This is a genomic window from Micromonospora sp. CNZ299, from assembly GCF_002754415.1.
Genome location: NZ_PEFG01000001.1, coordinates 4,814,347 through 4,838,199 on the forward strand (window position 1 = coordinate 4,814,347; position 23,853 = coordinate 4,838,199).

The following is a 23,853-nucleotide window of genomic DNA, read 5'->3' on the forward strand; positions in this document are numbered from 1 at the left end:
GTCTGGCGGGCGGCGAGTCAGCGGCGTGCTCAGTCGCCGTCGATCTGGCCCGCGCCGTTGAGGTAGGTGAGCACGGCGAGGACACGGCGGTGGCCGCTGTCGGTGACGGCGAGCCCGAGCTTGTTGAAGATGTTGCCGATGTGCTTGTGCACGGCGTTGTCGGTGATGACAAGCCGGTCAGCGATGGTGTTGTTGTCGTGTCCCTGGGCCATCAGTGCGAGTACCTCACGTTCGCGGGGAGTGAGGACGGCGATCGGGTCGCTGCGGTTGGCGAGGAGTTGGGCGATGACTTCAGTGTCCATGGCGGTGCCACCGGCGGCCACTCGGCGCAGCGCGTCGACGAACTCGTCCACTCGGCTGACGCGATCTTTGAGGAGGTAGCCGACGCCGCCGCCGGTGGTGGCGAGTAGTTCCGCGGCGTACTGCTGCTCGACGTACTGCGACAGCACCAGGACCGGTAGGCCAGGGTGCTCTCGGCGGGCCTGAAGGGCGGCTCGGATGCCCTCGTCGCGAAATGACGGCGGTAGCCGGACGTCGACGATGGTGACGTCGGGCTGGTGCTCCCGCACGGCGGTGAGGAAGCCCGCCGCGTCGCCCGCGATGGCGGCGATGTCGAACCCCACGCTGTTGAGTAGCAGTTCCAGTCCGGTGGCCAGCAGCACATTGTCTTCGGCGATTACGACCCGCATGGCAGCTCCATGGTGATCGTCGTGGGCCCGCCGGCCGGACTATCGACGTCGACGGTGCCGTCGAAGGCGAGCACACGGCGACGGATCCCGGCCAGGCCGGTGCCCAGCCTATCGTCGGCGCCACCAGCGCCGTTGTCGGTGATCACCACCGATAGCCGGTCTGCCTTACGGCTCACCCGTACGCCGGCCGTAGTCGCTTGGCTGTGCTTGGCGACGTTGGTGAGTGCCTCGGCGACGGCGAAGTAGACGACGGCCTCCACGGCTGCGGGTACTGTGTCGAGGTTGTCGATGTCCAGCCGGGTTGGCACGCCACAGCGAGCCGTCACTGCGGTCAGTGCACCGGTGAGGCCGCGGTCGGCGAGGATCGGCGGATAGACGGTTCGGATCACGTCGCGGAGTTCGGTCATCGCCTCCTCTGTTCCTTCGTGTGCGTCCCGAAGAAGTTCTTCCAGGAACTGCTCATTTCGTGGGTTGTCGGATAGTGCTCGCCGGGCCACGGCCAGCCGCATCGCGATGGCCACCAGCCGCGCCTGGGTGCCGTCGTGCAGGTCGCGCTCGATCCGGCGCAGCTCTGCGCCGTGTGCGTCAAGCACGTCTGCCCGGGTGCGGGTCAACACGGCGACCCGGTCGGCGAGCTGTTCGGCCGTCGAGTGCGACAGCACTACCAGGCAGATCCGGGCATGTGCGCGAGCGATCGGTGCGAAGGCCAGGTACGACAGCGCGGTGAGCAGGAGGATCTGCAGTGCACCGAGGGTGAGGGCTGTTGCCCAATTGGTCACCGGGACATCGATGAACAACCGTGGCCGATTCTCCGGCGCGAACGCCCACCACAGTGGTGTGGCGAGTGCGGCGGTCAGGAGGTTACCCACGCACAGCAGCGCGAGCAGGCCGAGCGCCACTCCGGTGATGGCGTTCACCGGCAGCCAGAGCAGGTCGCGGGGCGTTGCCGGATCGGCCCATGCTCGGCGCCCGGTCAGGTGCAGAACAGGGCGCGGTGCCAACGGCGTCTCAAGCAGTCGGCCGGCGCGGTCACGGTGCCAATTCGCCCATCGCCGGGCGAGCCTCGGATGGCACAGCAGCGGCAGTGCGAGCAGCGTGGCGATCCCGGTGGCCAGTGATCCCAGGAGGTAGGTCCCGCCACGCCACACCTGCACCCATGGCCGACCCGACGTCACAGGATGCCCTTTCTGCGTACCCTCCTTGGGGCCGCGTTCACGACACCGCGTCAAGTCTGCCCGGTGGCCGCCGCCCGCGGCACTACAGCCACCTGTACCTCACATCCGGTGGTACGGGGTATCGGTATCCGACGGTCGCGGAATTTAGCGTCGGACGCATGAAGTTCAACAGCAGAAACCCATCGAGACGACGCGGGGCGCTGGTCGAGGCCACCGCGGCCCAGTCGCTACGGTCGGGTGCACTGCCGACATTCAGAACACCATCGTGCGCGGTGCAATTGGATTCGGTGTCAAAAGTATACGGGTCGGGGAGGAACGAGGTACGCGCTCTCGACGGGGTGACAGCCGGATTCCCGCGCGGTACGTTCACCGCCGTCATGGGCCCGTCCGGCTCCGGCAAGAGCACGTTTTTGAACTGCGCGGCGGGTCTGGACCGCCCGACATCGGGCCGGGTCGTGCTGGGTGACACGGATCTGTCCGGCCGGTCGGAGACCGAGTTGACCGAGCTACGCCGCGACCGGATCGGGTTCGTCTTTCAGGCGTACAACCTGCTCGGTGCGCTGACCGTGGCGGACAATGTCACGTTGCCCCTCCGGTTGGCCGAGAAGCCGGTCGATGCCGAGCAATTGGCGAGCGTCCTCGCTGCGGTCGGGCTCGCCGAGCATCACGACCGACGCCCGAGTCAGCTCTCCGGCGGCCAGCAACAGCGGGTGGCGATCGCGAGAGCTCTCATCAACCGGCCCGATCTGGTGTGCGCCGACGAGCCGACGGGCGCGCTGGACAGCCGTAACGGCCGCCAAGTCCTCACACTGCTCAGGAAGATCGTCGACGACCTGGGGCAGACCGTGCTGATGGTGACGCACGATCCGGTCGCGGCCGCGCAGGCCGACACCGTGGTGTTTCTCGCCGACGGCCGGTTGGCCGGCAAGATGACCCGACCGTCCGTCGAGCAGATCGCCGAGCGGATGACTCACCTGGGGGAGCAGTGAGTCGCCGCGTGATGTCGAAGCGCATGCTGGCGCTGGCCTGGAAGACAGTCAAGGGGCGGAAGGGCGGGTTCGTCGCGGCATTCGTCGCGGTGCTGTTCGGCTCGGCGGTGATCACGGCCTGCGGGATCCTGCTGGAGAGCAGCGAGCGCTCGGGCGTGCCGACCGAGCGCTACCAGGCTGCCGACCTGGTGGTGGGCGCCTCGCAGGCAATGCCGGTGGCCGACGACGTAGATCCCAGGTTCGGCGAGCGGGCCACCCTGCCGGCCGCCCGGGTCGGCGACGTCGCGCGAGTGCCTGGCGTCCGATCGGCGATCGCCGACGTCAACGTCCCGGTCAGCCTCGTGACGACGGACGCCGAGGTGCTCGCCGGGCCGGACGGCACCCCCGCGCTCGGACATGGTTGGCAGTCGGCCGTGCTCGGCCCGTTCACCACGAGCACCGGCCGGGCACCGGCCAGGCCGGACGATGTGGTGCTGGACGCCGCGCTGGCCGAGCGGGCCGGCGTTACCGTCGGTGCGTCTGTGCGACTCGCGGTCGGCTCGAACACGTCGATGTACCGGGTGACAGGCATCGCGGGTCTGCCTGGAGGCCGACTCGCCCGGCAGTCCGCACTGTTCTTCACCGAAGATCGGGCCCGAGAGCTGACCGGCCAACCGGACCGGGTGGACGCGATTGGCGTGCTGGCCGCACCCGGAGTCAGTGCCGACGAATTGGCAAGCGCCATCAAGTCGGCAGTTCCTGATGCGGTCGTCTACACCGGCAGCGACCGAAGCGAGGCCGAGTTCCTCGACATCGGCACCACGCGTTCGTTCATCAGCGAGCTGTCCCTGGCGTTCGGCGGCAGCATGATTTTGGTGATCATGATCGTTGTCGCGAGCACACTCGCCCTGTCCGTTCGGCAACGGCTGCGGGAGCTGGCGCTGCTGAGGGCGATCGGCGCGACCCCGAAGCAGGTGCTCGGGATGATCGCCGCAGAGACCATGGTGGTGGGCACGCTCGGAGCAGTGCTGGGCGTGATTCCCGGCATCGGCCTCAGCTTCCTCCTCCGCGAAACCTTCATCCTGGTCGGCGCGGTACCAGACGACTTTGAACTGTCGATCAGCCCGCTGCCGGTACTCCCGGCGATGGTGCTGTGCCTGGTCGGCGCCCGTTTGGGCGGCTGGATAGCCGCGCGGCGCGCGGCCAGGCTCAGGCCGGTGGACGCGCTCGGCGAGGCTGCGGTGGAGCCGCCCAAACTCGGGTGGCTTCGGTTGACCGTCGGCTTGCTGCTGGTCCCCGCCGGTCTCGCCATGGCGGTCGTGCTGCCATGGGCGCTACCCGGTGAAGGGGCCGCTGAAAGTGCGGCCTTCTCTGCGTTCGTGCTCCTCTTCGCCGTCGCGCTGCTGGGGCCGCGGTTGCTCGGCGGTGCCGTCACCGTGCTGGGCCCCTGGTTACGCCGCGGGTCGGGCGTCAGCGGGTTCCTTGCGACAGCGAACGCGCACGCCAACTCGCGGCGGCTTGCCGCGGCGACCACTCCTTTGATCATGGGCATCATCCTGGCCGCCGGGCAGCTCTTCAGCGGGACGACCGCGAGCTCGGCGGCGCAGGATCAGGCCGCAGACGGACTGCGCGCGGACTACGTCGTCACATCCACGTCCGCCGGCGTGTCGCCCGAGGTCGCGGACATGCTCCGGGACGTGCCTGGCGTCTCGGCGGTGACCCCGGTCGTGCGTACCCGGACGCTGGCGACCTTCGGCTCGAGCGACGGCCCCCAATTCAGGACCTATTCGTCGCAGGGGGTCACCAGTGATCAGCTCGCCGAGACCATGGATCTCGCCGTTCTCGAGGGCGATGTCGCGGATGTGCGGGGCAACACGGTGGCGTTGAGCCGGATCGCGGCGGGCACCCTCGGCGTCGCTCTCGGCGACAGCATCGACCTTCGCCTCGGTGACGGCACACCGATCAAACCCACGGTGGTGGCGCTCTACGAGAGAGGACTCGGCCTCGGTGACGTCACGCTGCCGCACGACCTCGTCCTAGAGCACACCACCGACCGCCTGGACCTCGCGGTGCTGGTCACGGCGGCCACGGGAACCGACGCTGCGGCACTCGGCGACGCATTGCGCTCCGCCGTCCAACACCTCCCCACCGTCCGGGTCAACAACCGCGAGTCGTTCATCGCCGCGCAGAGCGCCGCAGCCGCTGGCGAGTCGGCGGTCGGCCTCATCCTCAACGCGGTCCTGCTCGGTTACCTCGCGATCGCCGTGGTGAACACCCTGGTGATGGCTACCGCCTCGCGCTTCCGCGAATTCGCCCTACTCCAACTGGTCGGCGCCACCCGCCGCCAGGTGTTCGCGATGATGCGCAGCGAGACGCGGATCATCGTCGTCGCAGCCGTGCTCATCGGTACCCTGGGCGCGATCCCGTCATTGATCGGCACAAGCATCGGACTGACCAGGACGCTGATTCCGTCTATCCCACCGCTCGTCTACCTGGGAATCGTCGCGGTCACCGCGCTGCTCGGCTCGGCCGCCATCATGACCTCCACTCGAATCGCCATGCGGGCACAGCCGGTCAACGCGATTGGCGTTCGCGAGTGACGCCGGCGGCACTACAGGCGCCGGGTGCCACCTATCGGCCGCTCCCGGATCGCGAGTACCTGCAAGTCGCGGGACAACATGCTCCAGCAGCAACGCGGTGCCGACAGCCTGACTCAAAAGGCTCTGTGTAGCCAGGTGTAACCCAAGCGGCCAGCGTGTCGTGAACGAAGGCCCTGACCGGCGATGGCCACGCCAGTCAGGGACCGTTCGGAGGAGGAGGCCGACAGAACGCGAGTTGCGCAACTGCACCAGAAAACGAGTTCAGCTACGGTCGCCTGGTGGCGGCGTCCGGTCAGGCCGGGTCGCCGCCAGTTCGGCGTTCGCTCGGTCAGGCGGGGACCGCGGCCAGCTCGGCGTTCGCGCGTTCGGTGACGAGGGTGAGCACCCGCGCCGCCGTGCCGGCCTCGTCGGCGGGGATGTCCGCGTACAGCCGGGCACTGAGGTCGGCGACGGCGGCGACGACGCTGCGCTGGGTGGCGCGACCCGTGTCGGTGAGCGCCACCTGCGGCTCGTCGCCTCTGGTCGCGGGGGACGGGCTGTCGACCTGTGCGAGGCCGGCGTCGACGAGTTGGGCGACCACCTGGTGCACGGCCGACTCGTCGATCTTGCGTGTGCTGGTGACCCGGTGCGTGAGGTGTGCGCGTTCGACGGGGCCCTGGGCGAGGGCGTGCAGCGCGACGACCTGGTCGAACGTGACGCCGAGGGGGCCGATGGCCCGTTCGAGCAGGGCGCGGGTGGCGTAGTGGGCCTGGCCGATGACCTGGCCGTTGAGGGTGGGGACGGTGGACATGGAACCTCCTTCGAAACGTTGGCCGCGCCAACGTTGGAGCCGCCAACGTAACATCAGATCGTGGGTCGCGCCAACGATTACTGGTAGGCTGCGCCCATGGATCCCGGAGCCCCGCAGTCACCCGCCGGGCTCCGCAGCACCCCGACCTGGCTGCTCAACCAGACCGCCGGCCATGCCGCCCGCCTGCTCAGCGAGGGCTTCGCTGCCCACGACCTCCGCGGCTACCACTACCGGCTGCTCACCGCGCTCGCCGAGGACGGCCCGGCCAGTCAGGCCGACCTCGGCCGCCGCTGCGCCATCGACCGCAGCGACGTCGTCGCGGCCATCAACGACCTGGCCGGCCGAGGGCTCGTCGTGCGCGCCCCCGACCCGGCCGATCGCCGCCGCAACGTCATCAGCATCACCGACGTCGGCACCGACGAGGCCCGCCGGCTGGGCGACACCCTCGACCGCATCCAACGTGACCTGCTCGCCCCGCTGTCCGCCACCGAGCGCGACCAGCTGACCCGCCTGCTCACCCGGCTGCTGGCGCACCACAGCCGACAGTGACCCGCCTCAGCGGGCCTCGCGCAACTCCGCCAACCGGGCCTCGATCTCGGCCAGCTCGGCGCGCAGCTTGTCCGCCTGCTGCTCCGCCTCGGCCCGCTCGGTGCCGAGGATCTGCTCCACCGCCTCCTGCACACCCGGCACGTCCACCAGGCCCACCATCTTCAACGCCTCCGCCGGCTTCACCACGTACGGCTTCGCCAGAGCCTTGCTGCCCTGCTGCGCGGCGACGGTCCACTCACCGTCGGCGTACGCCAGCGTCACCGTGAGACCCGCGGGACCCTTCGGCTTGACGGCCTTGACCGCCCGCCGCGCCGGCGGCTTCTCCGTCTGCTCCACCTTCGGCTCCTCCTGTCGCTGCGCGGGCACCCGCGGCGTGTCCAACACGAACTCCGGCGCCGCCACCACCGGCGACTCCTGCGGCTCCGGCTCCGGTTTCGGCTCCACCACCCGCCGCGTCACACCCTTGGGCGCCACGGCCAGGTCCGCGGGGGAGAACGGCAACTCGTCGCGGCCGAAACGCACCACCACGAACTCGTCGGACACCTCAGGATCGGTCAACTCGATCACCTGACCGACCTGACCGGCGATCTGCCCCGCCGACGCGGTGAACACCACCCGCGGCTTACGCCCGGCAGCCAACGCCTCCCGGATGCTCTGCACCTCGCTAGTGGACAAACCCTGGCCGGCATCCATCACAACCCTCTTCCGTACACCTGTTTGATTGCTGTCTTGATACCAGCCGGCTGCGACACCCGCCGCACAGGGCTCGCGCCCACTCAGCCGCCCAACGCCCGCAGCGCCCGGTCCGCGTGGTCGTTCATGCTGACCTCGCTGTGGATCACCTCGATGACCCGACTGTCGGCGCCGATGACGAACGTCATCCGCTTCGTGCTCAACGGCCCCAACGGCAGCCGCCGCTTCACCCCGAGCTGCTGCGCCACAGTCCCGTCCTCATCCGAGAGCAGCGGATAGTCGAACCCGTTGAGCTTGGAGAACTCCGCCTGCTTCGCCACCGGGTCGCGACTGATGCCCACCCGGGACGCGCCCAGCGCCGTGAACTCCGCCGCGAGGTCCCGAAAATGGCAGCTCTCCGCCGTGCACCCACGGGTCATCGCCCCCGGGTAGAAGAACAGCACCACCGGCCCCGCCGCCAGGAACTCCGACAGCCGCCGCGGCGTGCCCGTCTCATCAGGCAGCTCGAAATCCTCGACCACGTCGCCGACACCCACACCCGCCACCGCGCACCTCCATCGTCAGACCGGACAGGCGGTGAGCGTAAGCGATCAAGCCCAGAGCGCCGCCACCTCGTCCAGCACCGCGGCGGCCTGGGCCCGCCCGGCCCGCGCCGCGCCCGCCCGCCGGGCCGGGTCCAGCACGTTGCGGCCGATCGCCGTGCGCGCCGCCGCGTCCGGCGTCAGCACCGACACCCGCGACCCGGCCGCCCGCAACCCGTCGACCTGCGCGGACAGCCGGGGCATCGGCCCGATCGCCGCCGACGTCGGCGCGAGCACCAGCACCCGCTCCGCGCCGGCAGCGAGGTCCGCGTTCACCGTCGAGCGCATCCCACCGTCGACGAAACGACGCGCGCCGATCGTCACCGGCGGCCACACCCCGGGCACCGCGCAACTCGCACCCACCGCGTCCACGAGGGACACCTCGCTGTCCCGGTCGAACACCACGAACTCACCGGACGACGCGTCCACCGCCGTGACCAGCAACCGCCGCCGCGGCCACTCCCGCTCCGGCAGACGGGCCTCGATCACCGCGCGTCGCGACGCCTCCGACGGGGTACGCGCCGCCAACGCCATCGCCCCGATCCGGGCCCGGGAGCGCGCCGCGTCGCGGGTACGACCACCAGCCCACACCAGCCGCGCCAGCGTCGCGAAGCCCAACCGCGCCGCCACCTCACTCGACGGCGGCGCCAACTGCTCCTCGTAGAACCGCTGCACCGGAAGCTCGGAGCACACCAGCGCGCCGACCACCGAACCCGCCGACGTCCCCACCACCAGGTCCGCCTCCGTGACCGGCACACCCCGCTCGACCAGACCCGCCAGCAGCCCCAACTCCCAGGCCACCCCGGTCACCCCGCCACCACCGAGCACCAACGCCCGCCGCATGTGACTCTCCTCTCGACGACCGACCCGCGCCGGTCACGGTAGCGTCGGCACGACACCTGCGCAGCCGTCAGCACCCTGGGGAGGCACCGTGGCACCCGTCACCGTCATCACCGGCGGTGGTCGCGGCATCGGCGCGGCCACCGCCCGCCGCCTCGCCAACGCCGGTCACCACGTCGCCCTGTGCTACCGCCGTGACGAAGCCGCCGCCACCGCCGTCCTGGCCGACCTGCGCGCCGCCGGCGCACAGGCCATCGCGGTACGCGCCGACACCACCGACCCCGAGCAGGTCGCCGAACTGTTCGACGCAGCCGCCCACCTCGGCCCGCTCACCGGCCTGGTCAACAACGCCGGGGTCACCAGCCCGATCGGGCCCTTCACCGAGTTGCGCGTTGACGACCTGCGCCGCGTCGTCGACGTCAACCTCGTCGGCTACGTCCTCTGCGCCCAGCAGGCCGCCCGCCGCCTCACCGACGGCGGCGCGATCGTCAACGTCTCGTCGGCCGCCGCGACCCTCGGCAGCCCCGGCGAATACGTGCACTACGCCGCCGTAAAGGCCGCCACCGACACCCTCACCGTCGGCCTGGCCAAGGAACTCGCCCCGAAAGGCATCCGGGTCAACGCCGTCGCACCCGGCATCGTCCGCACCGACATCCACGCCGACTCCGGCGTACCCGACCGCGCCGACACCGCCGTCGGTCGCATCCCGTTGGGCCGCGCCGGCGAACCCGACGAGATCGCCGCCGCCATCACCTGGCTGCTCAGCCCCGACGCCTCGTACGCCACCGGCACGGTCCTGCGGGTCTCCGGCGGCCTCTGACCTGGCGTCACACCAGTCAGAGACCGCCGGACCCGGGTCACTGGGTGAACAGCTTCGCCGCGGTGATGACCGTCTGCGTCACCCCGTAGCCCAGCAGCGCCGCCACCACCAACCACGAAATCCACAACCGGGCCTGCTGCCCGGATCGGCTGTCGTCGCTCATCGCCTACCACTCCTCTGCGCCGTCTTGTCCTCGTCAACGTCCCGATCCGCCGACGGCTCGTGGTAGCGCTGCGGCACCGGCCGCACCAACAGGTTCGCCACGAAGCCCACCGCCAGCACCCCCACCATCGTGAACAGCGCCGGCCGGTACGCCGCCGCCGTCAACGAACCCGGCTCACCCTGCGCGTCGAGGAACCCGTTGACGATCAGCGGACCCGCGATCCCCGCCGCCGACCAGGCGGTCAACAACCGGCCGTGGATCGCACCGACCTGGAACGTGCCGAACAGATCCCGCAGGTACGCCGGCACTGTCGCGAACCCGCCGCCGTAGAACGACAGGATCACGCACGCCAACAACACGAACAGCGCCGTCGCGGTCTGCCCCACGAGAGCCAGCAGCGCGTACAGCACCATCCCGACACCCAGGTACACCATGTAGATCGGCTTGCGGCCGATGACGTCCGACGTCGACGACCACACGAACCGGCCCGCCATGTTGAACAGCGACAGCAGACCCACGAACCCGCCGGCCGCGGCGACGCTCACCGCCGAGGTGCCGTTGTCCCGGAAGAAGTCCTGGATCATCGGGCTGGCCTGCTCCAGGATGCCGATGCCCGCCGTGACGTTGCAGAACAACACCACCCACAGCAGCCAGAACGAGCGGGTCTTCACCGCGTTCGCCGCCGACACGTTCGCCGTGGTGACCAGCGGTTTCGCCGCGACGCTCGCCGGGTCGAAGCCGGCCGGGCGCCAGCCCTCCGCGGGCACCCGCACGTTCGCCACCCCGAACATCATGATCGCGAAGTAACCCAGGCCGAGCGTCACGAACAACCACACCAGGGCGCTGCCCGACGCCGTCGACCCCGCGTTGGATGGGTCGTAACCGGCGTCGAAGAACGACAGCAACTGCCGGGACAGGGGAGAGGCGACCATCGCCCCACCACCAAACCCCATGATCGCCAACCCGGTGGCCAGACCCGGCCGGTCCGGGAACCACTTGATCAACGTGGAGACGGGGGAGATGTACCCGATGCCAAGACCAATGCCGCCGAGCAACCCGTATCCCAGATACAGCAACCACAGTTGCTTCGTGGCGATGCCCAGCGAACCCACCAGGAAGCCCGCCGCCCAGAAACAGGCCGAGACGAACATCGCCTTACGCGGGCCGTTCGCCTCCACCCAGGTCCCGGCCACGGCCGCGGACAACCCGAGCATCACGATCGCGATACTGAAAATCACCCCGATCGCCGTCTGACTGGCGTCGAAGTGGGCGATCAGCGAGTTCTTGTAGACGCTGGTCGCGTAGACCTGGCCGATGCAGAGGTGGATGGCCAACGCCGCCGGGGGAATGAGCCACCTGCTGTAACCGGGCGGCGCGACGGTGTGCCGACGATCGAGTGCGGAAAGCATGCGGTGCTTCCTCTCCGAGGAGGACGAAGGACGTCCCGCACAACGTGCCCACACCACACGCACACCGCAAACCTCACCGTCGCCGGACGGTCATCCCGGTGAGCTGAGCGGTCAGTCAGCGACCACGCGGACGCCCGCGCTAGCGCAGATCCGGGGTGTGCCAGCCGCCAGCCAACGCGTCGGCGTCCGCCGGACCCCAACTGCCCTTCTCGTACGACTGCACCGCCGCCGGCAGATCCAGGATCGGCTCGACGATGCGCCACTCCTGCTCGATCGTCTCCTCACGCGCGAAGCGCAGATGCTGCCCATCCATCGCGTCGTCGAGCAACCGCTCGTACGCCTCCTGACGGCGACCCAGCGCCATGCCGAAGTCGACCGACAGGTCCACCGCACGGCTCGCCACCTCGGCGCCCGGGCTCTTCGCCTGGATCGACATCGTGATGCCGTCACCACGCCCGAGGCGGAACCGCAACAGGTTCGCGGCCGTCACCGTGCCCCGCTCGGCCGGGATGAGCGACCGCTGCGGCTGCTTGAACTCGACCACGACCTCCGTCGCCGTCCCCGCAAGGGACTTACCGGCACGCAGATAGAACGGCACACCCGCCCAGCGGGGGGAGTCGATCGTCAACCGGGTGGCCACGAACGTCTCCGTGTTCGAGTCCGCGGCGACACCCTGCTCGTCGCGGTACCCGGCGTACTGACCCCGCACCGTGGACTGCGGCGACAGCGCCTCGATCTGCCGCAGCACCGCGACCTCCGCCTCACGGAACGCGGCCGCGTCGTCAGCGGCGGGCGCCTCCATCGCCACCAGCGCGACAACCTGCAGAATGTGGTTCTGCAACACGTCACGAGTGGCGCCGACGGTGTCGTAGAAACCGGCCCGACCCTGCGTACCGAAACCCTCGGCAAGAGTCACCTGAACGTTGTCGATGTGCTCGCTGTTCCACAACGGCTCGAACAGCCGGTTGGCGAACCGGAAGGCGTAGAGGCCCTCGACGGCTTCCTTACCGAGGTAGTGGTCGATGCGGAACACCCGCTGCGGATCGAAGGTCGCCCGCAGCGTGCGGTCCAGCTCACGGGAGGACTCCACGTCACGCCCGAACGGCTTCTCCACGATCACCCGGCCCCGGTCAGCCAGACCGACCGCCGCGAGACCGTCGACGACGGCACCGAACACCGCCGGAGGAATCGCCAGGTAGAAGACCGGTCGCTCGGCACCCCGCAGACGCTCCGCCAACCGCTGATAGGTGACCGGGTCCGCGTAGTTGCCGGAGATCATCGAAAGGTTGCCCGCCAGCCGGTCGAAAGTCTCGTCGTCGACCTCGTCGTTGGCCTCGGCGACAGACTTGCGGGCCATCGTGACGAGCTGTTGATCATCCCAGGGGGAGCGGGCCACCCCGATCACCGGGACGTCCAGGCGGTCGCGCCGGGTCAACTCGTACAGCGCCGGGAACAGCTTCTTCGAAACGAGGTCTCCCGTGACGCCGAACAGCACGACCGCGTCTGAGCGCATGCGCATGGCACTTCCATTCGATCATGTAATTCTGATCTTCCGAACGGACAACCGCGCGGCCCAGCGCGAGAATTCCCCTGCGAGGGGCGCACGTGAGGTCGGCGACAGCGACGGCGCTTACCCTAAGAAGGTTCGCAGCTCAGGTGTGATGCGGGCAACGCCCCACCGTGATCGACGAAGTTCGATCATCGTAATGCCTGCGAAGACCTGTCGGTAGGGGAGGAGAGACTGCCGACATGAGTCCACCCTTCGGGACCGTGGTCATCACGGGCGCCGCCGGCCGCATCGGCAGCGCACTCCGCCACGCCCTACGCGACGAGACCCGCCACCTCGTCCTCATCGATCGCGACCCACTGACCGCGCAGTCGCCGGAGGAGCGGGTCATCCGCCTGGACCTCACCGACCTCGACGCCCTGATCTCGGCGTTCGAGGGCGTTGACGTGGTGATCCACCTCGCCGGGCTGCCGGACGAGGCCCCACTCGCCGACCTGCTGGACGCCAACGTGCTGGGCACGTTCCACGTCCTCGAGGCCGCCCGCCGGCAACAGGTCGACAGGGTCGTCCTCGCCAGCAGCAACCGGGTCACCGGCTTCCACCCCGTCGGAAAGACCGTCAACCCCGAAGACCCGGTCCGACCGGACGGCTTCTACGGGGTCAGCAAGGTGGCAATCGAGGCTCTCGCCCGCCTGTACGCGGACAAGTTCGCCCTGTCCGTGGTGTGCCTGCGCATCGGCAGCTTCGAGGACAGACCAGACGACGCCCGATATCTCGCCACCTGGCTCAGCCCACGCGACTGCCTCGGGTTCATCCGAGCGGCCATCACCGCACCCGACGTCTCCTTCGCCACCGCCTACGCCGTGTCCGCCAACACCCGCCGGTTCTGGGACCTCGACGCTGGCATCCAACTCGGCTACACGCCGGTCGACAACGCGGAAGACCACGCCGCCCACGTCGTCGGCGCCGACGACCCCATCGACTCCCGCGCGCCCCAGGGAGGCAGGTACGCCAGCGCCGAGACCACCCTCACCCACATTCACGGCGGGCAACCGAACCCCTGACGAGGAGTACAGAATGGACCGCACCGGCCAGCAGGGGAGAGCCCGACAATGAACCTGGCAGTCGACCGGTCACCGGGCACAGCACCAGAGGTGGTGTGCCTGCCGATGTTCGGCATGACCCGCACCGCCACGGCTGCCGCGTTCGGCCCAGCCCTCGCGGGCGCGGGCCTGCGAGAGACATACCTGGACCTACCCGGCCACGGCGACAGCCCCACGGACTGCCCACCAACGTCCGAGGCGGTGCTGGACATCGTGTGCGGGTGGCTCGACCACCACGTCGACGCGCCGGTCCTGCTCGCCAGCGGCTCCTACGGCGCGTACCTGGCCACCGGCATCGCCCGCCGACGACCCGAACTCGTCCGCGGCCTGCTTCTCGTCTGCCCGGGCGTCACCATCGCCCGCGACAGCCGGGACCTGCCCGACGACCCGCCGCCGGAAGCGCCCGAGGGCTGGCTCGACGAAGCTCCCGCCGCCCTGCACGCCCACCTCGACGCCGCCCTGGGCAATCGCACGTCAACTGTCGTCGCGACGGTGCTCGCGGCACTGAACTCCGGCGGTCCCGGTGACGCGACCTTCCAGGAGAAGCTGCAGACCGGGCCCGACTACGCGTTGCCCGACGAAAACGCCGACGTCGTCTTCGACGGCCCGGTCACGGTGATCACCGGCCGACAGGACAGGATCGTCGGGTACGCCGACCAGTTCCGCGCCATGCGCCGCTATCCGCGCGGCACCTTCACGGTGATCGACGCGGCGGGGCACTACCTGCCGTACGAACAACCCGCGCTGCTGCGGTCACTCACGCAGGTGTCGCGTCTCACTTGACCTGAGCCAGCGGCGTAGCGCCTGAGCTGCGGTGGCTCACGATAGTGAGAATCAGCGCGGAAGCGTACCTCTCATTATCTTGAGCCAACTCGTGCTTGATGCGAGCCAGCAGCGCGGCCTCCATACCGGAAGCACCCTCCGGGAAACTGCTGCAAGCGAGCCGGCCAGCAGCATCATCATCATCGAGGGCCTCTACCGGACGGGATTCGGTCCAACGCCGGGCTGCGCCCCGTGGCCAGGCTGTCGACGACGGGCTGCTTGTTCACATGCAGCCGACCCACCATGAGAACCCTGCACTCGTACGGCACCGACCTGTCGCCATCCACGACCAATTCGCCCAGTTCAACACCGACGGGGTACCGACCCCTGCGCCCGCCTGAGTCTGCCGAGGCGGGGCATCTATCCGGGTGACCTGAAGAAGCCGTCGCCGCGGCGCTCCCAGCGCGTCCGACACTCCGACGCTAGGTCGAGCGCTCGCTGAGCGCTAAGCTGTCGTGAGTACTCGGCGGGCGCTCACTGGAGGTTGCCATGTCCCCGCAGCGATCCACCAACCCGGTGCGGCAGCGTCGCATCGAGCTCGCGCTTACCCAACAGGAAGCCGCAAGACGGGCCGAGGTCTCCGTCGCCACTTGGCGCCGTCTCGAAGCCGCCAGCGGGCTCGACGGGTTCAAGGCCGACAACGTCAGAGGCTTCGCCCGAGCGCTGCGCCTCGGAATGGCCGAGTTCCACCGGCTCATGGGCTCCGACGAGGTGGACGAGGTCGACCAGGAGAGCGACGACCTGGTGCGGTTTTTCAATGCGTCGTTCACTGGTGACCCGATCACCGCGGCCGACGCCATGGCGCTGCACAGCACGGTCGCGTTCTCCGACTTCGCCCCGATGAACAGCAAGCGGTTCGCGGTGGAGCACGCCCTCGGGTGCGGCTTTCCCGCATTCCTCAAAGGAGAGGCCTCCATCAGAGAGGTGGATCTCCTGCGCGACCTTCCCGAGCTGGCGCTCACTCAGGTGAACAACCACTGGCTGGTTCGGATGGGTGAACGCATCATGCGCGTGGGCGGCCTGCTGGGCGAAGGCCGAGTTCCTCGTCCCGTGTGCCTCGCCGACGAGTACGCCCTGTCCATCGTCATCATGAACACCGATCCGCCCAGCGTCGGGGACGTGCTCCACATGTATCCGGGCTTGCATGACCGCGAGCATTTGGCGCCGCGCTACTGGGAGAACCAGGACGGACACGAACTCATCGTGGACTGGCGTGATCGTATGCTCGGCGCGCTCGTGCCTCCAGAGGAGGCTCACGACTATCGGCTCCACGACCTTCTCGTCCTGGAAATGCACGGCCAAGGCATCTACGACGTCTCCGACCCACGCCACCCGCTGCGCTGGTTCGACCGTGACGACCTGCAGGAGCGGTGCCAGTCCTCCCTCGACTACGCCAGGCTGTCCGACGAGGAGAAGGAGGCACGGGAGAGGGAGGCGCTCGAGCGCATCGGCTGGTAGCACGTTGTGCTCCCTCGGGCAAGGCCGCCGGCGACCTGGGCTGTCAGGCAGCGTGCCGCGGAGTTCAGCCGGCGGCACTGCGGCGGGAACATGGCATGTCGCTGGCGGCCATGGCGGGTTCGAGACGCCTGTCGGGTCGGCGCCTTGGAAGCGTTGATCCGGGCCTCGCACCCGGCGGACCCCGGCCGCCCGGTTCGATCACTGCCACGCGTGGTCGACGGCGCGGGCCTCGGCGGAGGGTTCGTGCGGGGGGATCAAGCCCGTTACGCCGGTATACCGCTGTCGCAGGAGCCGTTCGCCGTCAGGGTCGTCGGGCGATGACCCACTCGGCCCGAGCGCCTGATCGCCATAAAGCCGCAGCTGCGGGTCTTTATCAGTATGGCGGGTGTTGGCAGGATCAGCCGGCATGAGTGACGAAGCGGCAGACGAGCAGCAGAGCATCGACTTTCTGTTGATGAAGCTTGATTTCCCTAACCCGCTTGACGACTTCATTGGCAAGGTCGTTCGGCACGGTGGGCTACTTGAGGAGGTGATGCGTGAGTGTGTCGGGATCTTGGGGGGTTTGAGCAACGACGTTGATGTGCTGCTCATGGGTCAATCCTGGGATTGGCTGCACAGCATGGCCGTGCGCTTTCAGCAGGAGCCGGTTTACGCGACCCGGCGCTGCAACGACGCCGCGCTACCTCGCGTCGGCGAGGCGCTCACCGAAGCGAACCGGGTCTGGAAGGAACGTAACCAGGTGGTTCACGCCACTTGGACGGTGTGTCCATCGCTGTTCGGGCGCACTTGCGCGGTCGCGGCGTCCCTGCACAGAGACGTTGGCGACGACGAGTATCACGTCGAGCGGAGCAGGCGCGGCAAGTCTGCACGCATTGTGGAACACCGCCATGTGGAAGAGCTAGAGCGGCTCGTGATGGAGTTCGACGCGGCTCGCCATGAGCTGATCGAGGCGCTGAGGGATTTCAATCCGCAGTACGTTCGCTGAGGCCGGCATCAGCGGTCGTGGCGCTGATGCCACCCGGCTGTGTCCCACCGGCGCCCCTGGGTCACCTTGTCTGACGATTCCTTGGGCTGACACCTATCGGTCGAGGGTGGTGCGGGCGGCCCGCAGACCCTGCGCGCGGCGACGCCGGGGGTCGGCGAAGCGGGCCAGTCCGGTGAGCAGGATCTCGACGCTGACGGCCCAGGAGGTCGGTGTACGGGTTCTGGTGCAAGGCCAAGTACGCCAGCGTGTACATAGGCCCGCGTGGTCGCCGCTGCTTCCCAGGGCCCAGCGACGTGATGGCGGCAAAGTGCCATCAACTACGTTGCGTCACTCGTGATCATACGGACGGGGCGCGGATCGCAGCAGTTTGTGCGCTTGATCCGCGGTCTGAGAGGCCCGGATGCGGGCTCGGCTCCGCCAGCTTGGGCCCCAGTACACCTCGCCGGCACCGGTAGCGCCACGCGTACTCCGTTATCCGCTCGCGCGACGCGCCGTGCGCACGTAGGGTTTTTCCGTGTCGATACCTAAGCCTAAGCCGACGCAGGACATCGACTTGTCCGTGCGCCGCTTCCTAGCGGCGACCAGCCGGATTACTGCTGGTCTCGTGAAACAACGCCAGCGTATCGTCGATCGGGAGAAAGAATTACCCAGGCTTCTCGCCGGCACGCCCGAGGAAATCGTCGACTCGACCGAGGCCTTTCAGAACGATGTCGACTACTATATCTACGAGTTGGGACGGCTCCGCGATCTCGCCAAGACCGAGGCGCTTGTTGTGTTCGGCCGTCCCGCCGAGTTGGTTGCGGCGGTAGCAGAGTTTGAGCAAGCGATACCTGACTTGCCGAGCATTCGCAACTCACTCACCCACCTTGACGATACTGACCGGCTTGATCGCTTCGCTACTTTCGCCGCTGCCGTCGACTTGCTTCCCAACGGGAAGGTCAAATACCTGGTCGATCCGCGGTACGGCCATCACGACGCGGCACTGGAACTTAGCGGGGCACTGAGCGACTATCTGCGTCGAATCCTAAAGCAGTCCATTGCGGACGAACCGCCACTGCCTCTTGACGAGCAAATAGGCCGGAGGAACGGGGCGGCGCGTCCATAACGTTTGCCCTCGGGTTTGCCGTTCACGGCCGCCGGGATAGACAGACATCGCCGCGAGATCCAAGTTCAGAGCACCACTCAGCGTGGCGATCACCCGCCAGCACGCCGTCCGGGTGGCGCTGCGCGTTCGACCGCAGCAGCGTTGGGTCGCCTACGAAGACCGCCGCGCTAATCGTCCCGGTTCAGGCGGAGATCATCGAGAAGAGCGTCACCGACAATGTGGTGCACCTGCTCGGCACCTGGGTCGGATGTACTCGCTAACCGCGAACTCAAGTTCCTGTTCCTGACGGACCCAGTCAAGGCATCCGCCTTGGACGGATCCCGTAGAACGCGGAGCTATACCTTGCCTCTCGCCCACCGCTCGTCACACGGCTAGAAATCGCCACAGCTCGACCTCGGATTTCTTGCCCCCGTCACTCGGCGGTGACTCGTGCTGTTGCATCGGCTTGGCCGGGCGTGGTCCACTTGGCTGGTGTACGCAACTCGCGTGGAACCTCTCCAAGAGACTGATCGACCGGCTCTTTGTCGGATGCTGGAGGAGTCAGACGACTTTCCTCAGAACCTGGTGTATCTGTACCGACGCAGTAGGAGTAATCCCTACTGGACCTTCGTTGCCTGGCGTGGCGACCAGATCGACGGCGTGCTGACCGGATCATTCGACTCAGACTTCGCCGAGGGCGGGGCTTTCGATTCATTCGAGCTTCCGCCAGCGCCTCACGCATTCCTTGAAAGAGTTTACGTGCGGGAATCTGCAAGAGGTCTGGGTGTTGGGCGAGCCTTGATCGAGATGTATGCGGACGAGGCTTCAGCACGCGGGTGCTCATTCATCGGCGGTTCGATTGACCTTTCCTCGGAGCCGACAGCAAGGAAGGCCTTCTTCGAAGGGCTCGGGTTCGCTGTCCGCGAGTGGGACAACTTCGGCGCTCACCCGACCGACGTTCTTGTGACCATCGCGAACCGCTGAGAGCAGTCTTGGCGCAGGTCGACTCCAGGTACTGCGGAAGCGCCAAGCGCGGACTTCGAGTCCCAGGGCTTCGCATCGAACAGGTTTGGGCTCTCTGGGGAGCAGGACTGCCTGTGCGGCCGGAGCAAGGTGGTGAATAGCAATGGTTGTGGCTTCTGACGGGATGACTTTGAAAGGTTGGTGAGAGTCGCTTCGCAGTGGCGGTCGATCGCATCACGCATTACGCAACCGGGGGTTCGGCTGCCTCCACCCGCCTACGCCCGCACGGCGGCCGGCAGCCGCAACGTCACCCTCGTCGGCTACGAGGTCTACCGCCTTCGGTGCTGATGACTACGCGACGACGTCCACGCCTGTCCGCGCAAGATTGCGACAGAGCACGAGAGACCCGCGGGAGCGGGTCTCTCGGCGGGCGCGGGAGCCCGTGGGCGTCCTGCGAGACCACTTTATCAGTGGGCTTTAACTCACGCGCGAAGTCGTCACCACCAGCAGCCACTCGATGACGAAGGGAGCCGCTCGTAGGGACACGTCAGTTTGGTCTTAGCTCTAGAGTCCAGGGTCCGGTCCGGGTGCGGGAGCGATGCTGGTCTTGATAGTTATGCTTGCGCTCCCAGGGGACGGTGAGGTGCATCGGCTGCGGGGTCATACAATTGCAGCACTCCGGCGGTGCCCATATACAGCCGGCGCAGAGTTCGCTCGCCGTCGGGGTCAGCGGGCCCGGTTGGGTTTCGCTCGTGGTTGATCCATGAGGCGAGTCCACCGTGGCCGTAGCTGGAGGGGTGCGCTGGACGCCCCTTGAGGATTTCGTCGTAAAAGCGGAACCGGTCCGTGATCTCGAGCGACGTGGCCATGCGACGCCAATACGGTGAGGAGATCACGGACAAGATCGGGACGACCTCGGGGTACTGCGCCGCGTAGCCGTAGGACGAGGGTAGGAAGTCCGCGTTCTCGCGGGCGTGCAGACGCCGCATGCGCTCGTTGCGCGGGGTCAAGGCAAACGGGTTGCGCGAGTCCCAGTGCTCGATCGCGCAGGCGTCGGAGAAGTAGTAGCGCACGCGGGGGTAACCGCGGCGGCGGATGAGCCGCTGCAGCCGCACCTGCGCCTGGACAATCTCGGGCATGTCGGCCACGTTGACCTGGTCGGCTGATTGCGAGACACCGTTGCCGACCCACAGCTGGTGACGGACGCAGACGTTGTAGTCGCATCGTGCCCAGATCGTCACGGGACCGGTGGCGCCCGCGCACCGTCGGCATAACGGATGCCGCCGGTTGGGGTAGCTGCCGACGACCTGTCCAATCATCGGCGGCGCGTAGCAGTACGGGACGCGCTGGCGGATCTCCGGCAAGGCGTAGGCCAGCCGCGGCTCGGCGAATCCGGTGACCGCCGCGAGGGACTCCGACGCGATGACGCCGCGGCGGCTGCCCTGGCGCCGCGGCGTGAGGTGGGCCGCGAGGTCAGCGCGGGACAGATAGTTTCTCGCCGCGAGTCGGCCGATGTACGACTCGAGCGTCTCATCGTGTACCGGGGGGATGCGTCGGGGCAGCCGCCGCAGCTGCGGCTGCCCCCAGCCGGCGGTCGCCGGGATCATTGTCGCGAACCCGCGCGGCGGGCGGAGGATTCGGCGGCGTGGTCGATGCGCACCGCGTCCATCGCATCCCGCGAGATAGTCTCGGTTCCGTCGAGGATCGCACGTATCGCCGCGGCGCGGATGAGGTGCGACAAGCTGCCGATCATGCCCCTGGTGCGCTGGTGCAGGTACTTCGCCGACGCGGTCAGCGTGCCGGGCTTGTGGTGGTGCAGTCGCAGCGCACTTTCCATGCTAGCGACGAGCTGTTTCCACTCGTTGTGGTGGGGAAACGGGCCAGTGTTGACCAGGACGCAGCGTCCGGCGAGTTGCCGGCCACGTACGCCGGTGAACATCCCGGACCGTTCGATGTCCATGCCGGCGTAGATGAAGGTCGCGGGCAGGTGCTCGGTGAGGTACTTCATGTGGTCGGAGTGGTCCTCGCCCGCGGTGGTCGCCATGTTGATGTTATGAAGCTCATCGACGATGACGATTTCGCATCGAACGTCGATCAGGATCCGACAGACGGCGTCGGCGATGTCGGTGGCGTTGGCACGAGACGTGACTCTGGGCAGACCGAGGAACCGCGCGAACTCCATTGCCAGCTTCCGCGGAGAGCCTTTCGGAGGTGCTGTCACGTACACCACGGGGATGCGCTCGGTGTCGGGATGCCGGGCTCGAGTGCGCAGTTCGTGGAGCCGGCCGAGCTGCTTGATGGCCGTGCTCTTGCCGGTCGCCGCCGCACCGGAGACGATCAGCCCGCGGCGAGCGCCGTTCTCCCGTTGGTTGAGCAGCGCCAGCAGCCGGCCCTGGTTGGTGATCTCGCGAATCGCGGACGTGGTGACCACCACCAGTTCGGCGTGATACGCGATCCGCGCCTCGTCATAGATCAGACGTTGCTGCGCAGTCAGCGCCGACCAGTCGCCCTTGGGTAGCAGGGCAACGTCGGCGGGATCGGCTTCGACGAACCGCTGCCAGCCTTCGACGGTGGTGGTGGGTTGCGGTCGGTCTTCCAGTTGGCTGACGTCGTTTAGAAACTCCACCTGCGGGCCTCCTCGCGGGCGTCGAACAGCGGCAGGGGGATCACCTCCGCCAGCGGTTCAGGGTCGTCTTCACGAGCGGCGGGAACGGCGTGCGCCGCGTCCTGTTGCTCGGGCGGGTTCGGGCGCGGGCCTGAGGGTGTGTTCGTGGAGCGAGTGCGTCCGGCGACGCGTCGATCCCGTGGCGTGGTGGCCTTTGGCTCGGGGCCTTGTTCGGCCCGGTCGAGCAGTTGCGCGGCGGCCGCGGCGATCTGCGCTTCGGTGGCGGTGTCTTCGCCGCGGTGCCGCAGGATGTTGCGGGCGTGCTGCCAGGCCACCTCGCCGAACGGCACCGGGGCGCTGCGCAGGTGTTTCCAGCCGACGGTGATCCAGCCGCCGTCTCGGTGGTTGCGCACCCAAATGCGGGTGACGTCGTACGGGTCGAAGTGGACCTCCCACCGCCCGTCCCTCGCGATGACCCCCGAGTGTTCGCCGCGCAGGTTGTACTCGTCGAGCGCGTTGTCGTCGTAGGTGCGTCGGTTGAGCTTGATCCCGGCGCGGCCGATCCTGTTCCAGGAAACTGGCAAGAGTTCAACGTAGTCGTCAGCGTTCAGCGCGACCGGCACGTAACCGGCGACCTCGACCAGAGCGGCATACTGCTCGTTGGGTGTCAGGGCTGTGTCCGGGGCCAGCGGGTTACGCAGCCCGTCATGCGGCCGGTTTTGCCAGACCGTGACGATCCATTCGTCCAGCAGTGCCTGCAGCTCAACGATGGACCACACCGCGTTCTTCTCGGCGCTCTTGCCTCGGTGTTCGACGCTGCGCCCGACGTAGCCGGCGACGTACTGGGCAAACAGGGTGCCCACGGAGTTGAAGCTGCGCTCGACGGCACTGTTCTCCCACGGCGAGCCCAGGTGGGTGGGCTGGAGGTTGATGCCCATCGCCCGACAGGCGGTGCGGAACGTCTGCGACACGTACGCCTTACCGTTGTCGCAGACGATGGTTTCCGGAACGATCACCGGCCGGGCGGCGGCGTGCGTCAGCTGGTCGTCCAAAGCGGTGAGGCGACGGTGCGGCAACACCGACCGTGACATGCGTACCGCGTCGACCCAGCCCGGGCGCATCGGCTCCGGCGTCAGCGCTCGCGCCAGCAACACCGCCGCATCGGCGGCTTTGGTTGTGGGCCGCAACACCGCCGCCGGAATGCTGCGGGTGGCCAAGTCCACCAGCCACGTCAGCTCCGCCCGGTCGATCACACCGTTGTCCAACACCACCCGTACATCAATCGGTGTGGAATCGATGTGCACCCACTGGCCGGGGCGCAGCGCCGACACCGACCCGAATGGCCCTTTCGGGGTCTTTGCCAGCGACCGGCGGGTCTTGGCCGAGCCGAACGTGTGTCTGCCCTGCGTCAGCCGACTTACCAAGCGGTAGAACGTCGCCGTCGACGGCAGCGCCGGAGCGGTGTTGCCGTGCTCGGCGGCCAGGATCTGCGTGACCCGCCGCGCCAGCCTCTTCACCGTTCCCGTAGAGCGGTTGGTCTCCTCGTCGATCGCCTGCACCGTCGCGTCGACAACCCGCTGGTCAACTCGTCCGGTGGGGCCAGACACCCGCGCATAGCGCTGGTCGACCAATCCCCACAGGCCTTGCCTTTCGTACGCCGCCCGCAGCCGTTTGATCGTGGTGAAGCTGACCGAGTGACCCGCCGCCCGCAGTTCGGTCAGCTTGGCTAGCTCACGCTGGCGCAGCGTATGCCGGCGCGGATCGTAGCCAGATTGTGGCGTCGAATCGTGTGCCGCATCCGGCGCCACGCCGGTCAGCAGTTCGATCAGGTGTCGCTCCCACCACCGCGCACGCGCCATGACTGGCTCAGGCACGACCTCGAGCATCCCAGCCGGGGGCAGGGGAGCGGCGCCGCGCGGAGTGGAGACCCATTCCAGATCGCGGCCGGTGAGCACCTCGCCCAGCGGCAGGGTTGTCTGCGCGCCGATGACGTCTTCTAGCCGCACTCCGCTGCCCGTCACTGACGCCACCGTGTACCGCGCGCCTCGT

At 68.1% G+C, this 23,853-nt stretch carries 22 protein-coding genes; 10 read left to right on the plus strand and 12 right to left on the minus strand.

Going from position 1 to position 23,853, the window contains the following annotated elements; translation table 11 throughout:
* Positions 1-29 precede the first annotated feature (29 nt).
* A complete protein-coding gene (locus CLT68_RS21960; RefSeq protein ID WP_099853581.1) occupies positions 30-689 on the minus strand; it encodes a response regulator transcription factor in 660 nt (219 codons plus the stop codon).
* Positions 677-1,864, minus strand: coding sequence for a sensor histidine kinase (locus tag CLT68_RS21965; protein ID WP_099853583.1), 1,188 nt, complete (start codon positions 1,862-1,864; stop codon positions 677-679). The genes CLT68_RS21960 and CLT68_RS21965 overlap by 13 nt, the downstream gene beginning before the upstream one ends.
* 158 nt (positions 1,865-2,022) lie before the next feature.
* Between CLT68_RS21965 and CLT68_RS21970 the strand changes: the two genes are divergently transcribed.
* Positions 2,023-2,853 (plus strand): ABC transporter ATP-binding protein, encoded by an 831-nt coding sequence (locus CLT68_RS21970; RefSeq protein WP_099853585.1) that lies wholly within the window; start codon positions 2,023-2,025, stop codon positions 2,851-2,853.
* A gap of 359 nt (positions 2,854-3,212) precedes the next feature.
* Positions 3,213-5,432 carry an ABC transporter permease gene (locus tag CLT68_RS21975; protein WP_486482273.1) on the plus strand — a complete coding sequence of 740 codons (2,220 nt, stop codon included), beginning with the start codon at positions 3,213-3,215 and terminating at the stop codon, positions 5,430-5,432.
* 328 nt (positions 5,433-5,760) lie between these two features.
* Here CLT68_RS21975 and CLT68_RS21980 read toward each other — a convergent pair whose 3' ends face one another.
* On the minus strand, positions 5,761-6,222 hold the full coding sequence (locus CLT68_RS21980) for a MarR family winged helix-turn-helix transcriptional regulator (protein WP_099853589.1): 462 nt from the start codon (positions 6,220-6,222) through the stop codon (positions 5,761-5,763).
* A 96-nt stretch (positions 6,223-6,318) separates the two neighbouring features.
* On the opposite strand from CLT68_RS21980, the gene CLT68_RS21985 reads away from it, so the two are divergent.
* On the plus strand, positions 6,319-6,771 hold the full coding sequence (locus CLT68_RS21985; RefSeq protein ID WP_099853591.1) for a MarR family winged helix-turn-helix transcriptional regulator: 453 nt from the start codon (positions 6,319-6,321) through the stop codon (positions 6,769-6,771).
* 6 nt (positions 6,772-6,777) lie between these two features.
* Here CLT68_RS21985 and CLT68_RS21990 read toward each other — a convergent pair whose 3' ends face one another.
* The 3 genes from CLT68_RS21990 to CLT68_RS22000 all read right to left on the minus strand — a co-directional run bounded on the left by CLT68_RS21990 (position 6,778) and on the right by CLT68_RS22000 (position 8,888).
* A complete protein-coding gene (locus CLT68_RS21990; protein ID WP_099853593.1) occupies positions 6,778-7,464 on the minus strand; it encodes a hypothetical protein in 687 nt (228 codons plus the stop codon).
* 83 nt (positions 7,465-7,547) lie between these two features.
* Positions 7,548-8,009, minus strand: coding sequence for a peroxiredoxin (locus CLT68_RS21995; RefSeq protein ID WP_099853595.1), 462 nt, complete (start codon positions 8,007-8,009; stop codon positions 7,548-7,550).
* A gap of 45 nt (positions 8,010-8,054) precedes the next feature.
* Entirely contained in the window at positions 8,055-8,888 is an 834-nt protein-coding gene (locus CLT68_RS22000) for a patatin-like phospholipase family protein (protein ID WP_099853597.1), read from the minus strand.
* Positions 8,889-8,976: 88 nt separating this feature from the next.
* Between CLT68_RS22000 and CLT68_RS22005 the strand changes: the two genes are divergently transcribed.
* A complete protein-coding gene (locus tag CLT68_RS22005) occupies positions 8,977-9,705 on the plus strand; it encodes an SDR family oxidoreductase (RefSeq protein WP_099853599.1) in 729 nt (242 codons plus the stop codon).
* A 37-nt stretch (positions 9,706-9,742) separates the two neighbouring features.
* Here CLT68_RS22005 and CLT68_RS33915 read toward each other — a convergent pair whose 3' ends face one another.
* The 3 genes from CLT68_RS33915 to zwf all read right to left on the minus strand — a co-directional run bounded on the left by CLT68_RS33915 (position 9,743) and on the right by zwf (position 12,796).
* A complete protein-coding gene (locus CLT68_RS33915; protein ID WP_255508866.1) occupies positions 9,743-9,868 on the minus strand; it encodes an MFS transporter small subunit in 126 nt (41 codons plus the stop codon).
* Complete coding sequence (locus CLT68_RS22010; protein ID WP_099853601.1) at positions 9,865-11,277, minus strand: OFA family MFS transporter; 1,413 nt, start codon at positions 11,275-11,277, stop codon at positions 9,865-9,867. The genes CLT68_RS33915 and CLT68_RS22010 overlap by 4 nt, the downstream gene beginning before the upstream one ends.
* Positions 11,278-11,416: 139 nt before the next feature.
* Positions 11,417-12,796 carry a glucose-6-phosphate dehydrogenase gene (zwf, locus tag CLT68_RS22015; RefSeq protein ID WP_099853603.1) on the minus strand — a complete coding sequence of 460 codons (1,380 nt, stop codon included), beginning with the start codon at positions 12,794-12,796 and terminating at the stop codon, positions 11,417-11,419.
* 230 nt (positions 12,797-13,026) lie between these two features.
* Here zwf and CLT68_RS22020 point away from each other — a divergent pair, with 230 nt between their 5' ends.
* From CLT68_RS22020 to CLT68_RS22045, 6 genes are all read left to right on the plus strand, one after another.
* The gene (locus tag CLT68_RS22020) at positions 13,027-13,848 is read left to right on the plus strand and encodes an NAD-dependent epimerase/dehydratase family protein (protein ID WP_199177114.1); all 822 of its coding nucleotides are present in this window, start codon (positions 13,027-13,029) and stop codon (positions 13,846-13,848) included.
* Positions 13,849-13,896: 48 nt separating this feature from the next.
* Entirely contained in the window at positions 13,897-14,670 is a 774-nt protein-coding gene (locus CLT68_RS22025; RefSeq protein WP_486482274.1) for an alpha/beta fold hydrolase, read from the plus strand.
* Between the two features lie 528 nt (positions 14,671-15,198).
* Entirely contained in the window at positions 15,199-16,167 is a 969-nt protein-coding gene (locus CLT68_RS22030; RefSeq protein ID WP_143743222.1) for a helix-turn-helix domain-containing protein, read from the plus strand.
* A 406-nt stretch (positions 16,168-16,573) separates the two neighbouring features.
* Positions 16,574-17,152: a hypothetical protein gene (locus CLT68_RS22035; protein ID WP_099853608.1), complete on the plus strand. Its 579-nt coding sequence runs from the start codon at positions 16,574-16,576 to the stop codon at positions 17,150-17,152.
* 514 nt (positions 17,153-17,666) lie between these two features.
* Positions 17,667-18,257 carry a hypothetical protein gene (locus CLT68_RS22040; RefSeq protein ID WP_099853610.1) on the plus strand — a complete coding sequence of 197 codons (591 nt, stop codon included), beginning with the start codon at positions 17,667-17,669 and terminating at the stop codon, positions 18,255-18,257.
* A gap of 528 nt (positions 18,258-18,785) precedes the next feature.
* Entirely contained in the window at positions 18,786-19,220 is a 435-nt protein-coding gene (locus tag CLT68_RS22045) for a GNAT family N-acetyltransferase (RefSeq protein ID WP_099853611.1), read from the plus strand.
* Positions 19,221-19,813: 593 nt separating this feature from the next.
* Here the strand turns inward: CLT68_RS22045 and CLT68_RS22050 are convergent.
* The 3 genes from CLT68_RS22050 to CLT68_RS22060 are packed head-to-tail and all read right to left on the minus strand — an operon-like array spanning position 19,814 to position 23,825.
* Entirely contained in the window at positions 19,814-20,806 is a 993-nt protein-coding gene (locus CLT68_RS22050; RefSeq protein WP_099853613.1) for a TniQ family protein, read from the minus strand.
* The gene (locus tag CLT68_RS22055) at positions 20,803-21,825 is read right to left on the minus strand and encodes a TniB family NTP-binding protein (protein ID WP_099853615.1); all 1,023 of its coding nucleotides are present in this window, start codon (positions 21,823-21,825) and stop codon (positions 20,803-20,805) included. The genes CLT68_RS22050 and CLT68_RS22055 overlap by 4 nt, the downstream gene beginning before the upstream one ends.
* On the minus strand, positions 21,813-23,825 hold the full coding sequence (locus tag CLT68_RS22060; protein WP_486482275.1) for a Mu transposase C-terminal domain-containing protein: 2,013 nt from the start codon (positions 23,823-23,825) through the stop codon (positions 21,813-21,815). The genes CLT68_RS22055 and CLT68_RS22060 overlap by 13 nt, the downstream gene beginning before the upstream one ends.
* Positions 23,826-23,853: the final 28 nt, after the last annotated feature.